The 16,905-nt window shown below is 61.4% G+C and carries 9 protein-coding genes; 3 read left to right on the top strand and 6 right to left on the bottom strand.

The window, feature by feature from the left end:
• Positions 1-212 precede the first annotated feature (212 nt).
• The gene (locus AC07V9_RS14770; RefSeq protein ID WP_495016436.1) at positions 213-1,229 is read left to right on the top strand and encodes a DUF1338 domain-containing protein; all 1,017 of its coding nucleotides are present in this window, start codon (positions 213-215) and stop codon (positions 1,227-1,229) included.
• 204 nt (positions 1,230-1,433) lie between these two features.
• Here AC07V9_RS14770 and azu read toward each other — a convergent pair whose 3' ends face one another.
• The 4 genes from azu to AC07V9_RS14750 all read right to left on the bottom strand — a co-directional run bounded on the left by azu (position 1,434) and on the right by AC07V9_RS14750 (position 9,080).
• Complete coding sequence (gene azu, locus AC07V9_RS14765; RefSeq protein WP_495016435.1) at positions 1,434-1,880, bottom strand: azurin; 447 nt, start codon at positions 1,878-1,880, stop codon at positions 1,434-1,436.
• 376 nt (positions 1,881-2,256) lie between these two features.
• Positions 2,257-3,153, bottom strand: coding sequence for a transglutaminase family protein (locus tag AC07V9_RS14760; protein ID WP_495016434.1), 897 nt, complete (start codon positions 3,151-3,153; stop codon positions 2,257-2,259).
• Entirely contained in the window at positions 3,153-5,654 is a 2,502-nt protein-coding gene (locus tag AC07V9_RS14755; protein ID WP_495016433.1) for a circularly permuted type 2 ATP-grasp protein, read from the bottom strand. The genes AC07V9_RS14760 and AC07V9_RS14755 overlap by 1 nt, the downstream gene beginning before the upstream one ends.
• A 132-nt stretch (positions 5,655-5,786) precedes the next feature.
• A complete protein-coding gene (locus AC07V9_RS14750; protein WP_495016432.1) occupies positions 5,787-9,080 on the bottom strand; it encodes a transglutaminase family protein in 3,294 nt (1,097 codons plus the stop codon).
• Positions 9,081-9,445: 365 nt separating this feature from the next.
• Between AC07V9_RS14750 and AC07V9_RS14745 the strand changes: the two genes are divergently transcribed.
• The gene (locus tag AC07V9_RS14745; RefSeq protein WP_495016431.1) at positions 9,446-9,934 is read left to right on the top strand and encodes an Hcp family type VI secretion system effector; all 489 of its coding nucleotides are present in this window, start codon (positions 9,446-9,448) and stop codon (positions 9,932-9,934) included.
• Positions 9,935-9,985: 51 nt separating this feature from the next.
• Here AC07V9_RS14745 and AC07V9_RS14740 read toward each other — a convergent pair whose 3' ends face one another.
• The gene (locus tag AC07V9_RS14740) at positions 9,986-12,289 is read right to left on the bottom strand and encodes a YgiQ family radical SAM protein (RefSeq protein WP_495016430.1); all 2,304 of its coding nucleotides are present in this window, start codon (positions 12,287-12,289) and stop codon (positions 9,986-9,988) included.
• Positions 12,290-12,501: 212 nt separating this feature from the next.
• Between AC07V9_RS14740 and AC07V9_RS14735 the strand changes: the two genes are divergently transcribed.
• Positions 12,502-15,390: an RHS repeat-associated core domain-containing protein gene (locus AC07V9_RS14735; RefSeq protein WP_495016429.1), complete on the top strand. Its 2,889-nt coding sequence runs from the start codon at positions 12,502-12,504 to the stop codon at positions 15,388-15,390.
• Between the two features lie 33 nt (positions 15,391-15,423).
• Here the strand turns inward: AC07V9_RS14735 and dnaB are convergent, their stop codons facing one another.
• Positions 15,424-16,821, bottom strand: coding sequence for a replicative DNA helicase (gene dnaB / locus AC07V9_RS14730; RefSeq protein WP_495016428.1), 1,398 nt, complete (start codon positions 16,819-16,821; stop codon positions 15,424-15,426).
• Positions 16,822-16,905 lie beyond the last annotated feature (84 nt).

Below are 16,905 nucleotides of genomic sequence, written 5' to 3'. Positions count from 1 at the left end.
GTGCGACAGTGGCGAAAGCGGTGTACCTGACACACCGCTTTCGCCACTGTCGCACAGCTCCAGCAGCTCCCACAGGAAATCGGTAAGCCGACGGATCACACGCTGGCCGCTTCATTCTGAAACGGAATGAACCCGTCGTTTTTTTTCGCTTGTTCCTTCAGGCCATCGAGGCTTACATAGCGTCCTGACTTTCTCGCTCAGAGACGCTATCGATGACCGCTTTCCAAGGCCTGTTCTCCCTCGTTGCTTCAACCGTTGGCCAGCCTGCTGCAGACTGGCTCAGACACCGCGTCGACGTCCCGCCAGCGCTGCAGGACTTCTCTTGGTCGCAGGATGCGGTTCATCGCGTCTGGCTGGCTGAAGCCCTGAACCTGTGCCTGTTCCACAAGCTGGTGGAAGCGGTGCCCGATGGCCTGCATTACGTCGACGAGCAGTTCGAAAGCGGCCGCAAGGTGGTGTTCGATCATGGCGCCATTCGTACGGTCGACTGGGTCGAGAACGGCGAGCTGCCGCGGGGCCGGCTGGCGTTTTCGCGCCTGCTGGAACCATTGGGCTTCACCGATGTGCGCACCTATCCGCTGACCAAACTGAACATGACCGGCTGGGGCTACCGGCAGATGGACCTGCCCGAAGACATCGCGCAGTTCTTCGTTTCCGAGCTGCATCCGGGGCGTCTGAGCCAGGCGTTCCAGAGCGCCGTCAGCCGCGTCGTGGCGTCGAGCCGTGATCCGCTTGGCGCTGAAGACCTGAGCATTCTCAAGCGCCTGCAAACCACTCGTCACTGCAGCCTCGCAGAAGCCACGCGCCTGCTGCCAAGCCTGTATAGCGCCTTTGGTCGCCAGCATGGCGTGGTGCAGGAAGCCGACTACCGCCAGCTGCTCAGTGAGAGCGCGGAGATGGCGTGGATTTCAACAGAAGGCAATAGCTTCAATCACCTGACCGACCGGGTCGAAAACCTGGAGGCCACGGTGCAAGAGCAGATTCGGCGCGAACGGCCGATGAAGGACAGCATCGAGGTGTCGGGCTCGGGCCGCGTGATGCAAACGGCCTACAAGGCCTGCACCGTGAGCCGCGAGTTGCTGGACGCCAATGGCGTGGCCAGAGCACATCAGGTGCCGGGGTCGTTCGTGGAGTTCATTCAGCGCAAGATCGATCCGGATACCGGCAAGCTCGACCTGAACTTCGACAGCAGCAATGCCCAGGGCATTTTCAAGATGACAGCGTCTTGAGGATTTAGCCAGACGCCCTTTTCGCTGCCGTCGTAACCTCCGACGTCTCCTACAAGGATCGAGGCGCACCGATGACAGCGCACGCCCTCGAAACTGTAGGAGCGCGCTTGCCCGCGATTGCAGCCTGTCAGTCACATCATCCACTGACACACCGCCATCGCGGGCAAGCGCGCTCCTACAAATATCAAGGCGTGCCGCCGCTGATCACTTCAGCGTGACCGTGCCTTTCATCATGCTGATGTGCCCCGGAAACGAGCAGAAGAAACCGTATTTCTCTGCCGGGTCCAGCTTGGAGACGTCGATCTTCAGGGAGTCGGTCTCGCCCGCGCCGATGATCTTGGTGTGTGCGATGACCCGCGCGTCGCCTTCTTTGAGGTATTGCTTGTCGATGCCGGCGCTCAGGCCGTCGGTGGCGATCGGCTGCATGTCAGCCTCTTTACTGATCACCAGGTTATGCCCCATCACATTCTTCGGCAGGCTGCCGGAGTGCTTCAGGTTGACGGTGAATTCCTTGCAGCTCTTGTCGATCTCGATGGCCTTGGTGGTGAACGACATCTGGTCGGTGGAGTCCACCTCTACCGAACATTCAGCGGCCAACAGGTGCCCGCTGGCCAAGGTCAGCAGGGATGCAGCAACAAGCTTGCGAATCATGTTTGAGTCTCCTGAATGGGGTTGCTCTCGTTTTTGTATACAAAGAGTGCCCTAACTTTAAACAATTTATCAACCACAGATTATGAAACCTGTCTGGGTGGCGTCTATCAGGGCCATCGAGACAATCAAGCAGCGGACGCTACAGTGACCTCCTAACATGCGCTTGTCACCCCTCAATCAGGACGATCGCCATGCAACTCAATAGCCTTTTCCGCAGTTTGCTCGCCGCCTATGCCTGCGGCGCCAGCGGCAGTTACGACAGCGCCACCCAGGACTACACCCCCTATCAGCGCACAGCCGCCCACGCCTGACGCGCGAAAACGCGTCAGGGGTTTTTGCTTAAGAAACGAACGAGCGGGGAAAAATACAGGCCGGTTCACTCGGCCAGCGGCATGACCGTTACGCTGACTTCCGGATCATGGTTGCCGCCGCCAAGGATCACCCCACGCAGCGGTGAGACGTCGGAAAAATCCCGCCCCCACGCCAGACTGATGTGCTCCAGCGCAGGCTGAATGTTGTTGGTGGGGTCGAAATCCACCCAGCCCAATGTCGGGCAGAACACCGAGACCCACGCATGAGAGGCGTCGGCACCGATCAGACGCGGCTGCCCGGGCGGTGGCTGAGTCAGCAGATAGCCACTGACGTAACGCGCCGCCAGCCCGCGCGAGCGCAGGCAGGCCAGCATCAGGTGAGCGAAGTCCTGACAGACGCCCCGACGGGTTTCCAGCACTTCGACCAGAGGTGTCGCCACCTGCGTCGCTTCGCCATCGAAGGTGAACTCGTCGAAGATCTTTTCCATCAGTGACTGCGCGCACAACAGCAGCGGCCGCCCAAGCGGGAAACACGCTGCCGAGAATTCCACGAGCGACTGTTTCAGGTGCACATAAGGCGACTCGAAGCGATAACGACAGGCATCGAGAATGTCCGGCGACATCTTCGAGGCGCTGTAGGTCAGCGTGCTGCGCGCGACATCCCACGGCACCGATTGGGCGAAATTCAGCGCAGGGCGTTCGAGCACTTCGATGCGCAGACGCGCGTTGACCTGCAATTCATCGTGGGGCCGTTCGAACGCCAGGCGGGTCAGCGGGTTGCCGAACACATCCAGCTCATCGCGCCGTGTGGTGGGCGCCGGGCTGATCTCCAGTTCTTGCTCAAGGCAGCGCTGCCAGGGGCTGTGACGCGGCCAAAGATGGGCCAGCTGCTGCGCCAAAGACACCGGGCTGTCGTACTTGTAATGGGTATCGTGAAGAATCTGGTAATGGGCACTGTTCATCAGACCGACACCGTACGCTGGCTGACATCATCGACGTGGGCGAAGTGACGCAGGGAAAGTCGATCCGAAACTTGACCACTGAGATCGCCAATGCTTTGCAACAAATCCGCCAGCCCGTGCAGCGCCGCCTTGACGCTCGCTTCGCCGAACAGGCCATTTTCCAGACAACCCAAATCGAAGGCCCCCAGACGCTGAGTCAGCAATGCGAGGCCGCTCTCCTGGGCCACGCCGAAATCGTCGTTCAAACGCTTCACCGAGCGGGTCACCAGCTTGAGCTGGAACAGCACCGCGTGGGGGTTCTGGGCATCGAGCAGGAGCAGGTCCAGCACGGGGATCAGCTGCGGCAGCGCCAGGTAGCGCGAGCGGTAGGTGATGCTGCTGTTGCCCAGTTCCAGCAGCCAGTCCAGCGCGTCCTGATCGAACACTGCATCGCTGCGCAGGAAAGCCGCAAGGCTGGTGCTGAGGAATTGCAGACGCTCAATGCGCCGGCCGATCATCAAAAAGCGCCAGCCCTCGTCGCGGGTCATGTCGTCCAAGGCAAAGCCGGACAGCGCCGCCAGAGACATCACCAGGCGGTTGAGGAAGTCCAACAGCTCGCCGAAGTTCGGCGTGTCGGTGTCCAGGCTTGCCGCTTCGCGCTGCAACTCCACCAGCGCCTGCCAGTTCTCCCGGGATAACTTGCCGCGCACCTGGGAGGCCGCCCACTGCAGACGCTGCAAGTTGGAGCGTAGGCTGAACGGCCAGTCCTCGCCCAGCAGGGCGGCGAGCAGGCGATCGTGCAACTCGCGCGGCTCGTCCTCGTTGTTTCTCGGGACCAGATTCAGGCGCTCGCCCAGCTCGACCGCGGCTTGTAGCGCCAGCGGGTCATCGCCATCGACATAGCGCGCCAGCATGATGCGCAGCAGCCGCGCGCTGTCGTCGCAACGCTCGCAGTAACGGCCGAACCAGAACAGGTTTTCCACCACACGCGACGGCAAATACGGGTCGCGGCGAATCAGGTCATGTACACCCAGCGAATGACGGCCCTTCCAGGGCTCGCTGCCCAAGCTGCGCTCGCCGAGAATCCAGGTGTCCTTGCTGGCCCCGCCGCGCTGCATCGACACCACATCGGCATCGGCATCGGCGGCCACGCGAGTGAGGCCGCCGGGCAAGACGCGATAGCCATCGGCTGCGGCCACGGCATACACGCGCATGCCGATGGCGCGAGGCTGAAGCTGCGTCTCGGCGCCCTGCCAGACCGGCGCGTGGGACAACTGCGCCAGCTCCTGGGCGACATACGCATAGGGCCGCGCCTGCATGCGCGCAGCCAGGGCCTGACGCTGTTCCTGGTTCAGATCACGACCGAACACCGGGGCAAAACTCTGGGACGGGAACGCCGGTTTGATCAGCAGTTCCGGCAGTTTTTCCAGCGCCTGCGCCAGCACCGGCGGCTCGCCGCACCACCAGGTGGCGATGGACGGCAGGATCAGTTCTTCGCCAAACAGGAATTCGTTGATCTTCGGCAGAAAGCCCAACAGCCCCGGCGACTCCAGCACGCCGCTGCCCAAGGCGTTGGCGACCAGCACGCGGCCTTGGCGCACAGCCTCAAGCAAGCCCGGGACGCCAAGCGCCGAGTCGGTGCGCAGCTCCAGCGGGTCGCAGAAGTCGTCGTCCAGACGCCGCATGATCGCGTGCACACGGCGCAGACCGCTGAGGGTTTTCAGGTAGACCGTGGCGTCGCGCACCGTAAGGTCGCTGCCCTCCACCAGCGGGTAGCCCAACTGGCCCGCCAGGTACAAATGTTCGAAATAACTTTCGTTGAAACGCCCCGGCGTCAACAGCACCACCAGCGGCGCTTCGCTGCTGCTCGGCGCCTGGCGGGCGAGGGTTTCCTGCAGCGAGCGGAAGAAACCAGACAGGTGCTGCACCTCCAGATCGCGATACAGCTCGGGGAACGCACGGGACACGATCAGCCGGCTTTCCAGCGCATAACCTGCGCCCGAAGGCGCTTGAGTGCGGTCCGCCGTGACCCACCAACGTCCATCAGGGGTGCGCGCCAGGTCCACTGCGTAAACGTGCAGAAAGGTGCCTTCCGGCGGCGTCATGCCTTGGCAGGGCCAGAGAAAATTGTTGTGCCCGAACACCAGCTCCGCAGGCAGCAGCCCTTCGGCAATCAGCTTTTGCGGGCCGTAGAGGTCGGCCAGCACGGCGTTGAGCAGCCGCGCCCGTTGCGCGATGCCGGCGGCCAACTGCTGCCATTCGTCGACCGGAATCAGGTGCGGCAGCAGGTCCAGCTCCCACGGGCGATCCGCGCCCTTGGGGTCGGCATAGACGTTATAGGTGACGCCGTTTTCCTGAATCTGCCGGGCCAGCAGCGCCTGACGCTGAATCAACTGAGCGGGAGTGCTGCGTTGCAGCTGCTCGTAGAAGCGCAGCCAATGCGGCCGAACGGCGCCGCTGGCGTCGAGCATCTCGTGATAAGTGCCCGCAGAAAGCGGGTATCGGTCAAGCAGGTCGGGCATGGAAGGCTCGGCAGACAACTAAAGGAGTCAGATTAGCGCAGACAAAGTGACACGTAGTGGCTCGCTTCCCTGCGGCCGCTCTCTGAGCCAGATCGCCTGTCTTTGCAGGCAGGCGATCCGTCCGGGCCGTTTTTATCGATGCAGACGCAGATCCAGCGTCATGGGCAGTTCGTCATTGAGGGTCAGTGCAGGCACCGCCAGTTTGCCCGGGCTGTGACCGACGCGGAAAAACCGCGACAGGCGCCGGCTTTCGGCTTCGTTGGCGTTCACCGGCAGGGTTTCGTAGTTGCGCCCCCCAGGATGGGCGACATGATACTCGCAGCCGCCCAGCGAGCGCTGCATCCAGGTGTCGAGGATGTCGAAAACCAGCGGCGCATGCACAGGAATCGTCGGTTGCAGGGCATTGAACGGCTGCCAGGCGCGATAACGCACGCCTGCGACGAACTCGCCGACGCGCCCGGTCGGCTGCAACGGCACCGGCACGCCGTTGCAGGTGAGCATGTAGCGTTGCGGCGGCAGGCCGGTGACCTTTAGCTGCAAGCGCTCCAGCGACGAGTCCACGTAACGCACCGCGCCACCGGCCGCGCCCTCCTCGCCCAGCACGTGCCAGGGTTCGAGGGCCTGACGCAGCTCCAGCTCGATGCCGCTGACCGCGTAATCGCCAACCTTGGGAAATCGAAACTCCAGATGCGCCGCGAACCACTCGGCACGCAGCGGGTAGCCTGCGGCGTTGAGCTCGACGATGACATCAGCGAAGTCCTGCTCGATGAAGTGCGGCAGCATGAAGCGGTCGTGCAATTCGGTGCCCCAACGCGCCAACTTGGCCGGTGCGTAAGGCTCTCGCCAGAATCGCGCCACCAGTGCACGAAGCAACAATTGCTGCGCCAGGCTCATGCGCGCATGGGGCGGCATTTCGAAGGCACGCAGCTCCAGCAGGCCCAGACGCCCTGTCGCGCCATCGGGCGAATACAGTTTGTCGATGCAGAATTCGGCGCGGTGGGTGTTGCCCGTCACGTCGATCAGCAGGTTGCGCAGCAGCCGGTCGACCAGCCACGGCGGGCAGTGCTCACCCGGCGCAGGCATTTGCGAGAAGGCGATTTCCAGCTCGTAGAGCGAGTCGTTGCGCGCTTCGTCCACGCGCGGCGCCTGTGAGGTCGGGCCGATGAACAGCCCGGAGAACAGGTACGACAGCGAGGGGTGGTTGTGCCAGTAACTCAACAGGCTGCGCAGCAGATCAGGCCTGCGCAGGAACGGCGAATCCCCCGGCGTCGCGCCGCCGAGTACGAAATGGTTGCCGCCGCCGGTGCCGGTGTGGCGCCCGTCGATCATGAATTTCTCGGTGGTCAGTCGAGTCAGGCGCGCCTGTTCATAAAGAAACTCGGTGCGCTCGACCAGCTCATCCCAACTGGAGGAAGGCTGCACGTTGACTTCGATCACGCCCGGGTCCGGGGTGATGCGGAAGTTGGCCAACCGCGGATCGCTCGGCGGCTCGTAGCCTTCCAGCAGCACCGGGCAATGCAACTCTTCAGCGGTCGCTTCAATGGCCGCGATCAGTTCCAGATAGGCTTCCAGCGACTGCAGCGGCGGCATGAACAGGTACAGGCGGCCGCCACGTGCTTCGGCGCTCAGCGCAGTACGGGTCAGCCAGTCCGCGGATTCGTCGATCTTCGGTGGGCGCTCGGCGTCGAGGTTTTTCTGTTCGCTCAGGCTGCCGAGTTTGCCCTCGATCTCTGCGCGATCAGGCAGATCGGGGAAATCCTGGTTGTAGTCGGTCGGATGGATATAGGGGTACTCCGCCGCCTTGACCCACGGCTGCGAGGCCAGCGGCAGACGATAGCCTAGCGGCGAGTCCCCTGGCACCAGACGACAATGCTCGTCGCGCAAGTACCAGCGCCCGCTCTGCCAATGCTCATCCGCGGCGGTACGCGCCAGCGGCAGGACATGGCCGATGACCTTGTCCAGCCCCTGGGAGAACACCTTGCTCAGGCGCTTGCGCTCCAGCTCGTCACTCAAACGCGAGTCTTGGGCGCTGACGTTCTGCGGCAAGGCGTTTTCACGCCACAGGTAATAGAAATTGTCTTCGTAAGCCGGGAAGACGTAGCGCGCCGGCAGTTTCAGGCGCTCGGCGACGCTGCGCAGGAAGCGCCCGGCGGTTTCGCTGTCAGTGCCGTAGTCTTCGTTTTCATCAGCGATCAGCGCGTTATTGCGCCACACCGGCTCGCCATCGCGACGCCAGAAGCAGTTCAGCGACCAACGCGGCAGTTGCTCACCGGGGTACCACTTGCCCTGCCCGAAATGCACGATGCCCTGGGGCGCGTAATGCTTGCGCATGCGCTGAAACAGCTCGGCGGACAGCACGCGTTTTTTCGGGCCCAGCGCTGCGGTGTTCCATTCGCTGCCATCGCGATCGTCGATAGAGACAAACGTCGGCTCGCCACCCATGGTCAGGCGCACATCGCTGGCGATCAGGTCGGCATCGATCTGTCGGCCGAGGGCCTGGATCTCCAGCCATTGCGCTTCGGTGTACGGCTTGGTGACACGCGGCGCTTCCCAGATGCGCTCCACCGACATCTCGTGGCTGAACTCGGTTTCGCAGGGCTCGACCATGCCGCTGATCGGCGCTGCCGAAGACGGATCGGGGCTGCACGCCAGGGGAATGTGCCCCTCCCCGGCGAACAGCCCGGAGGTGGCGTCCAGACCGACCCAGCCCGCACCCGGCAGGTAAACCTCGCACCAGGCGTGCAGGTCGGTGAAGTCGACATCGGTGCCCGACGGCCCGTCCAGCGCCTGGACGTCAGCCTTGAGCTGAATCAGGTAACCGGAGACAAACCGCGCCGCCAGCCCCAGATGACGCAACAACTGCACCAACAGCCAGGCCGAATCGCGACAGGAGCCTGAGGCGCTGTCGAGGGTGAACTCCGGCGTCTGGATGCCCGGCTCCATGCGGATCAGGTAATTGATGTCATTGGCCAGACGCTGATTGAGGTTGACGAGAAAATCGATGGCCGGGACCGGTGTACGGTCGATGCTGTCCAGATACGCCTGGAATTTCGGCGTCAGCGGCAGCTTTTCAAGATAGGGCTGCAGCTCGTGGTGCTCTTCGCGGGCGTAGGTGAACGGGATGTTCTCGGCGTAAGGCTCAAGGAAAAAGTCGAAGGGGTTGAACACCGCCATCTCGGCGACCAGATCCACCTCGATGCGTAACTCGCGGGTCTTCTCGGGGAACACCAGACGCGCCAGGTAATTACCCTGCGGATCCTGCTGCCAGTTGATGAAATGGTTTTCAGGCAGGACTTTCAGCGAATAGGACAGCACACGCGTGCGGCTGTGGGCCGCCGGGCGCAAGCGCACGATCTGCGGCCCGAGCTCGACCGCTCGTTCGTAGCGGTAATGCGTGACGTGGTGCAAGGCAATGTGAATCGACACGGCGTGCCTCCTGCGAGCCTGGACGGTATCGGAACCGCGCAAGACTTATGCCATGAGGGCAAGTCCGGCGCCTTCGGCGTTGATGGTGCCCGCTCAGCTAAGCACAGCACCAAAATCGCGCCAGCTTAGGCGGATGGTACAAGGGTCGCACGGAAATGAGGCGGGCGGGTTTATTTGCGTCTCAGGCCTTTGGCCAAGGGGCGGATCCCACAGAATCAGCTGCAAATTGGCGGGCCAACTGTAGGACGTTTTCCATTCTTCTGTATGACCGGTCTGATTGTGCGGTCGACGTCTTGTCCCCGGCGCCTCGGTAAGAAAAGGTGCGCGTCGACAATTCGTCGAGCACTGGTTTTCAGGGAGCGGTAATGGCAATCGATATGTTTTTGAAGCTGGGCGACATCAAGGGTGAATCCAGAGACAGCGCCCATGCCGAGGAGATCGACATTCAAACGATGCAGTGGGGCATGTCGCAGTCAGGTTCGATGCATCAGGGCGGCGGCGGCGGCGCGGGCAAAGTCAGCATGCAGAACCTGAGCCTGAACAAGGCGCTGGACAAGTCTTCGCCCAACCTGATGATGGCATGCTCCAGCGGCCAGCATTACCCGGAGGCGACCCTCACCGTGCGCAAGGCCGGTGGCACCGCGCCGGTGGAATACATGATCATCACCCTCAAGGAAGTGATGATCGCCTCCTACCAGACCGATGCAGGCAGCCACGATGAAACCCTGCGCGAAACCGTCGAGCTCAATTTCGGCAAGGTCGAAGTCAGCTACCAGCCGCAAAAGGCGGACGGCAGCAAGGAGGGCGGGCCGGTCAAGTACGGCTGGAACATCCGCGAAAACGTGAAGATGTAAAACGCAGAACGCCAGCTAAAGAGCTGGCGTTCTGGTTTATCGAGCGATCACTCAGCGCGGGAACACCGGCTGGCGGGACGGCTTCTTGCCGCCCTTCCCGCCCTTGGCTGCGTCGGCACGGTCCTTGGCTGCCTGCTTGTTGCGTGCAGCAGCAGCGGCCTTGGCCTCTTCGCGCTTGTCCCACGGTTTGCTGCCATCGCTGGCACGCAGTGGCAGCCCGGTGTGCTGGGTGAGGATCTTCGTGGTCTTGGCAACCTTGTGGCTGCCAGCCGGCGTCGAGTTCTTGCGACGGGCGCTCTGGTAGCTGTCGGTCTCCGGCTGATGCAGCGGGATCAACTGGTGCTTGCCCGGGCCGATCAGGTCCGAACGGCCCATGCGCTCCAGCGCTTCACGCAGCATCGGCCAGCCTTTCGGGTCGTGGTAGCGCAAGAAGGCCTTGTGCAGACGGCGTTGCTCTTCGCTCTTGACGATGGTGACCGGGTCGCTCTTGTAGGTGACCTTGCGCAGCGGGTTCTTGCCCGAGTGGTACATGGCGGTCGCGCTCGCCATGGGTGACGGGTAGAACGCCTGCACCTGATCGGCGCGGAAACCGTTGCCCTTGAGCCACAGCGCCAGGTTCATCATGTCTTCATCGGTGGTGCCCGGATGGGCGGCGATGAAGTAAGGAATCAGGTACTGCTCCTTGCCCGCTTCCTTCGAATACTTCTCGAACATGCGCTTGAACTTGTCGTAGCTGCCAATGCCCGGCTTCATCATCTGGCTGAGCGGGCCTTCCTCGGTGTGCTCCGGGGCAATCTTCAGGTAGCCGCCCACGTGGTGGGTCACCAGCTCTTTCACGTACTCCGGCGACTCGACGGCCAGGTCATAGCGCAGGCCGGACGCGATCAGAATCTTCTTCACGCCCGGCAGTTCACGGGCGCTGCGGTACAGCTGAATCAGCGCCGAGTGATCGGTGTTCAGGTTCGGGCAGATGCCAGGGAACACGCAGGACGGCTTGCGGCATGCGGATTCGATTTCCGGGCTCTTGCAGGCAATGCGATACATGTTCGCGGTGGGGCCGCCGAGGTCGGAAATGACGCCGGTGAAGCCGGGCACCTTGTCGCGAATCTCTTCGATCTCACGAATGATCGAGTCGTGGGAGCGGTTCTGGATAATGCGGCCTTCGTGCTCGGTGATCGAGCAGAAGGTGCAGCCACCGAAACAGCCACGCATGATGTTCACCGAGAAACGGATCATGTCGTAGGCCGGGATCTTTTCCTTGCCGTACGCAGGATGCGGAATACGTGCGTAAGGCATGCCGAACACGTAGTCCATTTCTTCGGTTGTCATCGGAATCGGCGGCGGGTTGAACCAGACGTCGACTTCGCCATGCTTCTGAACCAATGCCCGGGCGTTACCGGGGTTGGTTTCCAGGTGCAGCACGCGGTTGGCGTGAGCATAAAGCACGGGGTCGTTGCGCACTTTTTCCATCGACGGCAAGCGGATAACCGTCTTGTCTCGGGTCATGCGCGGGCTCGCCAGGATCTGCACGACCTTGGCTTCGTTCGGGTCTTCAACCTCGCCCTTTTCCTGCTCGATGGCACAGGCCTGGGTGTCCTGGGTGTTGACGTAGGGGTTGATGATCTTGTCGACCTTGCCCGGCCGGTCGATGCGTGTGGAATCGACTTCGTACCAGCCTTCGGGCGTATCGCGACGAATGAACGCGGTGCCGCGCACGTCGGTGATGTTCTCGATCTTTTCGCCATACGACAGGCGATTGGCAACTTCGACAATGGCTCGCTCGGCGTTGCCGTACAGCAGGATGTCGGCGCTGGCGTCGATCAGGATCGAGTTACGGACCTTGTCCTGCCAGTAGTCGTAATGCGCGATGCGGCGCAGTGAGGCCTCGATGCCGCCCAGAATGATCGGCACATGCTTGTAGGCCTCTTTGCAACGCTGGCTGTAGACCAGGCTGGCGCGATCCGGGCGCTTGCCGGCCATGCCGCCTGGCGTGTAGGCGTCATCGGAGCGGATTTTCTTGTCGGCGGTGTAGCGGTTGATCATCGAGTCCATGTTGCCGGCCGCGACGCCGAAAAACAGGTTCGGCTCACCGAGCTTCATGAAGTCGTCTTTGTTGCGCCAGTCAGGCTGGGCAATGATCCCGACGCGAAAGCCTTGCGACTCCAGCAGACGGCCGATGATCGCCATGCCAAACGACGGGTGGTCGACGTACGCATCACCGGTGACGATGATGATGTCGCAGGAATCCCAGCCGAGCTGATCCATTTCTTCCCGGCTCATGGGCAGGAAAGGCGCTGGCCCGAAACATTCGGCCCAGTACTTCGGATAGTCAAATAACGGCTTGGCTGCTTGCATGTCGATGACCAGTGTTCGTAATCGGGGAGGCGAGTTTCTTATGGAAATTCGCGGGCGCGGAGAATAGCACAAATTTTGATCAAATCCGACCAGAACAGTCAGTCTTGCGGACGGTTTTTCGACCGAACGCACTGTCACTTCTGACAGTATCCCCAGCCTTGCATCGCGGCTAAATTATCGGCAAAGCCCGAGAACTGCAGGATGCAGGCCTCATGACCGACTCCATGCATCGCCACACACCCTCGCTGACGGTTTTCGACGGCCGGGGCCTCACGGTTCGGCAGACAGCCTATTACCGCGCCCAAGCTGACGCTGATGCCCAAGCCTGCGTCAACGTTCAGGAGTATGACAGCCAGGGTCGGGCCATTGCAGTGTGGGACCCGCGCCTGTTCGAGTTACGTTCAAAACAGCCTGATCTGCAGCCCAATCTCGCGACGGTGTACAGCCTGTCGGGAGCCGTGCTGTCCAGCCACAGCGTCGACGCAGGTGCGGTGCTCTCTCTTTCCGCCGAATCCGGCGCCGTGCTTGATCAGTGGGACGCGCGGGCGACGCACTGGCAGACGGAATATGACGATTATCCAAGGCCCATCGCCGTCCACGAACAGATGGCAGGAGAACCCCGCCGGACCTGCGAGCGGTTTATTTATGGGGGCAGTGACGGAGAATCGGCTTTGCACAATCAGTGCGGCCAACTCATCCGTGTCGATGATGGCGCTGGCACGCTGGCCATTACCGAGTATGGCTTGCTGGGCGGGACACTCCGGGAGGAGCGTCGCCTGCTCAGCTTGATCGAGCCGCCGGACTGGCCGCTGTCTACAGACGAGCGTGATGCGCTGCTGGAGTCCGGCCAAGGGGCTATTACGCAGAGGCAGTTCGACGCCTCGGGCAGCGCCATCAGCACAACTGACGCTCGCGGCCACCTGCAAAGCATGAGGTTGAACATCGCAGGTCAGCTGGCACAGGTGACGCTCACCTTAAAGAACAGCTCCCCTCAGTTGCTGTTGCGTGACGTGCAGTACAACGCCAACGAGCAGATCACATCGCAAACGGCAGGCAATGGCGTGATCAGCCACTACCTCTACAACCCCGGAGACGGACGCCTGCGCACGCTGAAAACCATCCGTTCAGCCAACGACCCACTGCAACTGCTGACCTACGACTATGACCCGGTCGGCAATGTAACCAGCATCAGCGACGATGCCCAAGCGGTGCGGCACTTCGCCAACCAGCGCATCGAGCCGATCAACCGCTACACTTATGACAGCTTCTATCAGTTAGTCGAAGCCCAAGGGCGGGAGACGGCCAAGGTCTCCAGCGGCCCGCAGCTGCCAGACATGCAACCGCTGCCGATCGACAGCAGCCAGTGGCTCAACTTCACCGAGCGGTACCGTTACGACGCGGCCGGCAACTTGACGCAACTGCGTCATGAGGGCAGCCAGTCTTATACCCGCGACTTTGAAATTGACCGCAGCAGTAACCGGGCGCTGGTAAAGGTTGCGGACGGCTCACCGCCAGATTTTGCCAACGGCTTTGATGCCAACGGCAATCTGCAACGTCTGTCCCCCGGCCGGACGATGTTCTGGGATGCGCGCAATCGGCTGTCGAAGATCACCCCCGTCAGCCGAAGGTGTGCAGATGACGACGCAGAGCGCTATGTGTATGACAGCAGCGGGCAGCGGGTTCGCAAGATCGGCACATCAGCAACCCGAGCCGCCTCACACACACGGGAAGCTCGCTACTTCCCCGGCCTGGAACTGCGCAGCGACAGCGCCAACGACGAACAGCTCGAAGTGATCGTGATCCAGGCCGGTCGCTGCAAGGTGCGCTGCCTGCATTGGCTTAGCGGTCGCCCGGCCGACATCGAAAACGATCAATTACGCTATTCGGTCGACGACCACTTGGGCTCCAGTACGCTGGAGCTGGACAGCAGTGCGCGACTGATCAGCCACGAGGGCTATTACCCTTTTGGCGGCACGGCCTGGTGGGCGGCCCGCTCTTCGGTCGAAGCGAAGTACAAAGTGGTGCGTTATTCGGGCAAGGAGCGCGATGCCAGCGGGTTGTATTACTACGGTTTGAGGTATTACGCGCCGTGGTTGATGCGCTGGGTCAACCCGGACCCCGGCGGCGCGGTGGATGGACTGAATCTCTATGTGATGGTAAGGAACAATCCGATCAGGCTAATCGACTCCGACGGTCGCCAAAGCATGGATGGACTAACAATACTTGTTTTTACATTCGCAATGGTCATGGCGTTCGCTGCCGGGGTTTTCTACAACCAGTGGCAAAACGCGCCGGCCGCAGCAGCTCCAGAAACAGGTGAGAGTCACCTGCTTGGACCCACGATCGACAAGTATGGATTGATAAGAGAGGAGATATCGTTGTTGCAGGAGTTCACAGCAGCGCAAGACGCTCGCGTAGAACAGGTGTCGCTGCAAGAGTATGAATCAGGCGCCATCTATGCCTTTAGCTTGAAAACAAGGGCTCAACGGCGGTATTTCTCCGACTACGGAGCAAGGGCCGACTTCATTGACAGAGCCGGGACTCTGCAGATCCCCTTCGCTCGCATAAGGCGCACCGACCAGAGTGAAATCATTCGCCTGGGCGTAAGACGAGCAAGCCTACAAGAGCCCCTAAGTTCGGGGGGCTCGATCAACACTGGTGCATTCACCGCCTCGGCGGTGACAGCAGCAAGTTCCAACAGACGGTCCCGAACGGTGCCATCCCAAGAAAGCCAGGCTAGTGCGTTGCCAACCCATTCAAGCGCTCAGCCCTCAGGTCCAGAACGCACTGAATTAACAGTCGACAGCGAGGGATTTTTGGAAGACCCGGCAATCAACCAATGGCTGAACACCCCTGCAAACGTTGCACGAAATATGCGAGCCGGGGTCTCGGAGGCGTTGGACAACTTTGATCCATCGCGCCGAGGTCATCAGGGGTTGCGTGGGATGAGCACGGTAGATATCAAGATAGCCGGCAACGCCAGCGGGAGAGGTGATTACCGTCTAGGGTTCACACGCACTGGCAATGTCTTTCGTCCTGAAGCTGTCCTTACCCACAAAGGTAAAGGAAAAATCGAGGTCAGACGCAGGCGCGCCGAGTGACAGGGAGATTGTCAGCAGTACGCGGGCCGGACGCTACTCATCATCATCAAAGTTATAACTACCCGGCGCGAGGTTTTCGAAGCGCGTGTACTTACCGATGAACGCCAGCCGCACGAAGCCGATCGGGCCGTTCCGCTGTTTACCGATGATGATTTCAGCGATGCCTTTGTGCTCGGTTTCCGGGTGATACACCTCGTCCCGGTACACGAACATGATGACGTCGGCGTCCTGCTCGATCGCTCCGGATTCCCGCAAGTCGGAGTTGACCGGGCGTTTGTTCGGGCGTTGCTCCAGCGAGCGGTTGAGCTGAGACAGGGCCACGACGGGGCAGTTGAATTCCTTGGCCAGGGCCTTGAGGGAGCGGGAAATCTCGGAAATCTCGTTGGTCCGGTTATCACCGCTGGAACCCGGAATCTGCATCAATTGCAGGTAGTCGATCATGATCAGGCCGATATCGCCGTGCTCGCGCACCAGACGCCGGGTCCGCGCGCGCATCTCCGACGGGCTGATGCCTGCCGTGTCGTCGATGAACAGCTTGCGATCGTTGAGCAGGTTGACTGCCGACGTCAGGCGCGGCCAGTCGTCGTCGTCGAGCTGACCGGAACGTACCTTGGTCTGATCGATACGCCCAAGGGAGGACAGCATACGCATCATCAGCGATTCGCCTGGCATCTCCAGCGAGTAGACCAGCACGACCTTGTCGCTGCGTAGCACTGCGTTCTCCACCAGGTTCATCGCGAAGGTGGTCTTGCCCATCGAAGGACGCCCCGCCACGATGATCAGGTCCGAAGGCTGCAGGCCGCTGGTCTTGTCGTCCAGATCGGTATAGCCGGTGGACAGGCCCGTGATCCCCTCACCCAGATTGAACAGGGTGTCGATGCGATCAATGGCCTTGGTCAGCAGGTCGTTGACGCCCACCGGTCCGCCGGTCTTGGGACGCGCTTCGGCGATCTGGAAGATCTGCCGTTCGGCCTCGTCGAGAATCTCTTCGGCAGTGCGACCTTCAGGGTTGAACGCGCTGTCGGCGATTTCGGTGCTGATACCGATCAACTGGCGCAGGGTGGCACGCTGACGAACGATCTGGGCATAGGCCTTGATGTTCGCGACCGACGGAATGTTCTTGGCCAGTTCCGACAGGTAACCCAGGCCGCCGACCTGCGAAGTCTGACCTTCCTTGTCCAGTTGCTCGGACAGAGTCACGACGTCGATCGGCAGGTTCTGATCGGCCAGCTTGGCAATGGCCCGGAAAATCAGGCGGTGGTCATGACGATAGAAATCGCCGTCCGAAACCTGATCCAGCACGCGCTCCCAGGCGTTGTTGTCCAGCATCAGACCACCAAGCACAGCCTGTTCGGCCTCAATGGAATGCGGCGGCACCTTCAGGGCAGCGGTTTGCAGATCGTATTGCTCGGGAGCGGAAATATCGTTCATGGCCACACGGAATCAGGAGTCAGGAATGAGGGATCAGGCGTTGATCAACAATACCTAGAAATGACAAAGGGCACGACCTGTTAA

The organism is Pseudomonas sp. GW821-FHT02A11, from assembly GCF_059421985.1.
This window is presented reverse-complemented; position numbering and strand designations above follow the sequence as displayed.

Bases quoted from the DNA above. Each gene is read 5' to 3' on its own strand.
- AC07V9_RS14740 (WP_495016430.1), bottom strand. From the start codon at position 12,289: ATGCAAGCAGCCAAGCCGTTATTTGACTATCCGAAGTACTGGGCCGAA.
- dnaB (WP_495016428.1), bottom strand. From the start codon at position 16,821: ATGAACGATATTTCCGCTCCCGAGCAATACGATCTGCAAACCGCTGCC.
- AC07V9_RS14770 (WP_495016436.1), top strand. From the start codon at position 213: ATGACCGCTTTCCAAGGCCTGTTCTCCCTCGTTGCTTCAACCGTTGGC.
- azu (WP_495016435.1), bottom strand. From the start codon at position 1,880: ATGATTCGCAAGCTTGTTGCTGCATCCCTGCTGACCTTGGCCAGCGGG.
- AC07V9_RS14735 (WP_495016429.1), top strand. From the start codon at position 12,502: ATGACCGACTCCATGCATCGCCACACACCCTCGCTGACGGTTTTCGAC.
- AC07V9_RS14745 (WP_495016431.1), top strand. From the start codon at position 9,446: ATGGCAATCGATATGTTTTTGAAGCTGGGCGACATCAAGGGTGAATCC.
- AC07V9_RS14755 (WP_495016433.1), bottom strand. From the start codon at position 5,654: ATGCCCGACCTGCTTGACCGATACCCGCTTTCTGCGGGCACTTATCAC.
- AC07V9_RS14760 (WP_495016434.1), bottom strand. From the start codon at position 3,153: ATGAACAGTGCCCATTACCAGATTCTTCACGATACCCATTACAAGTAC.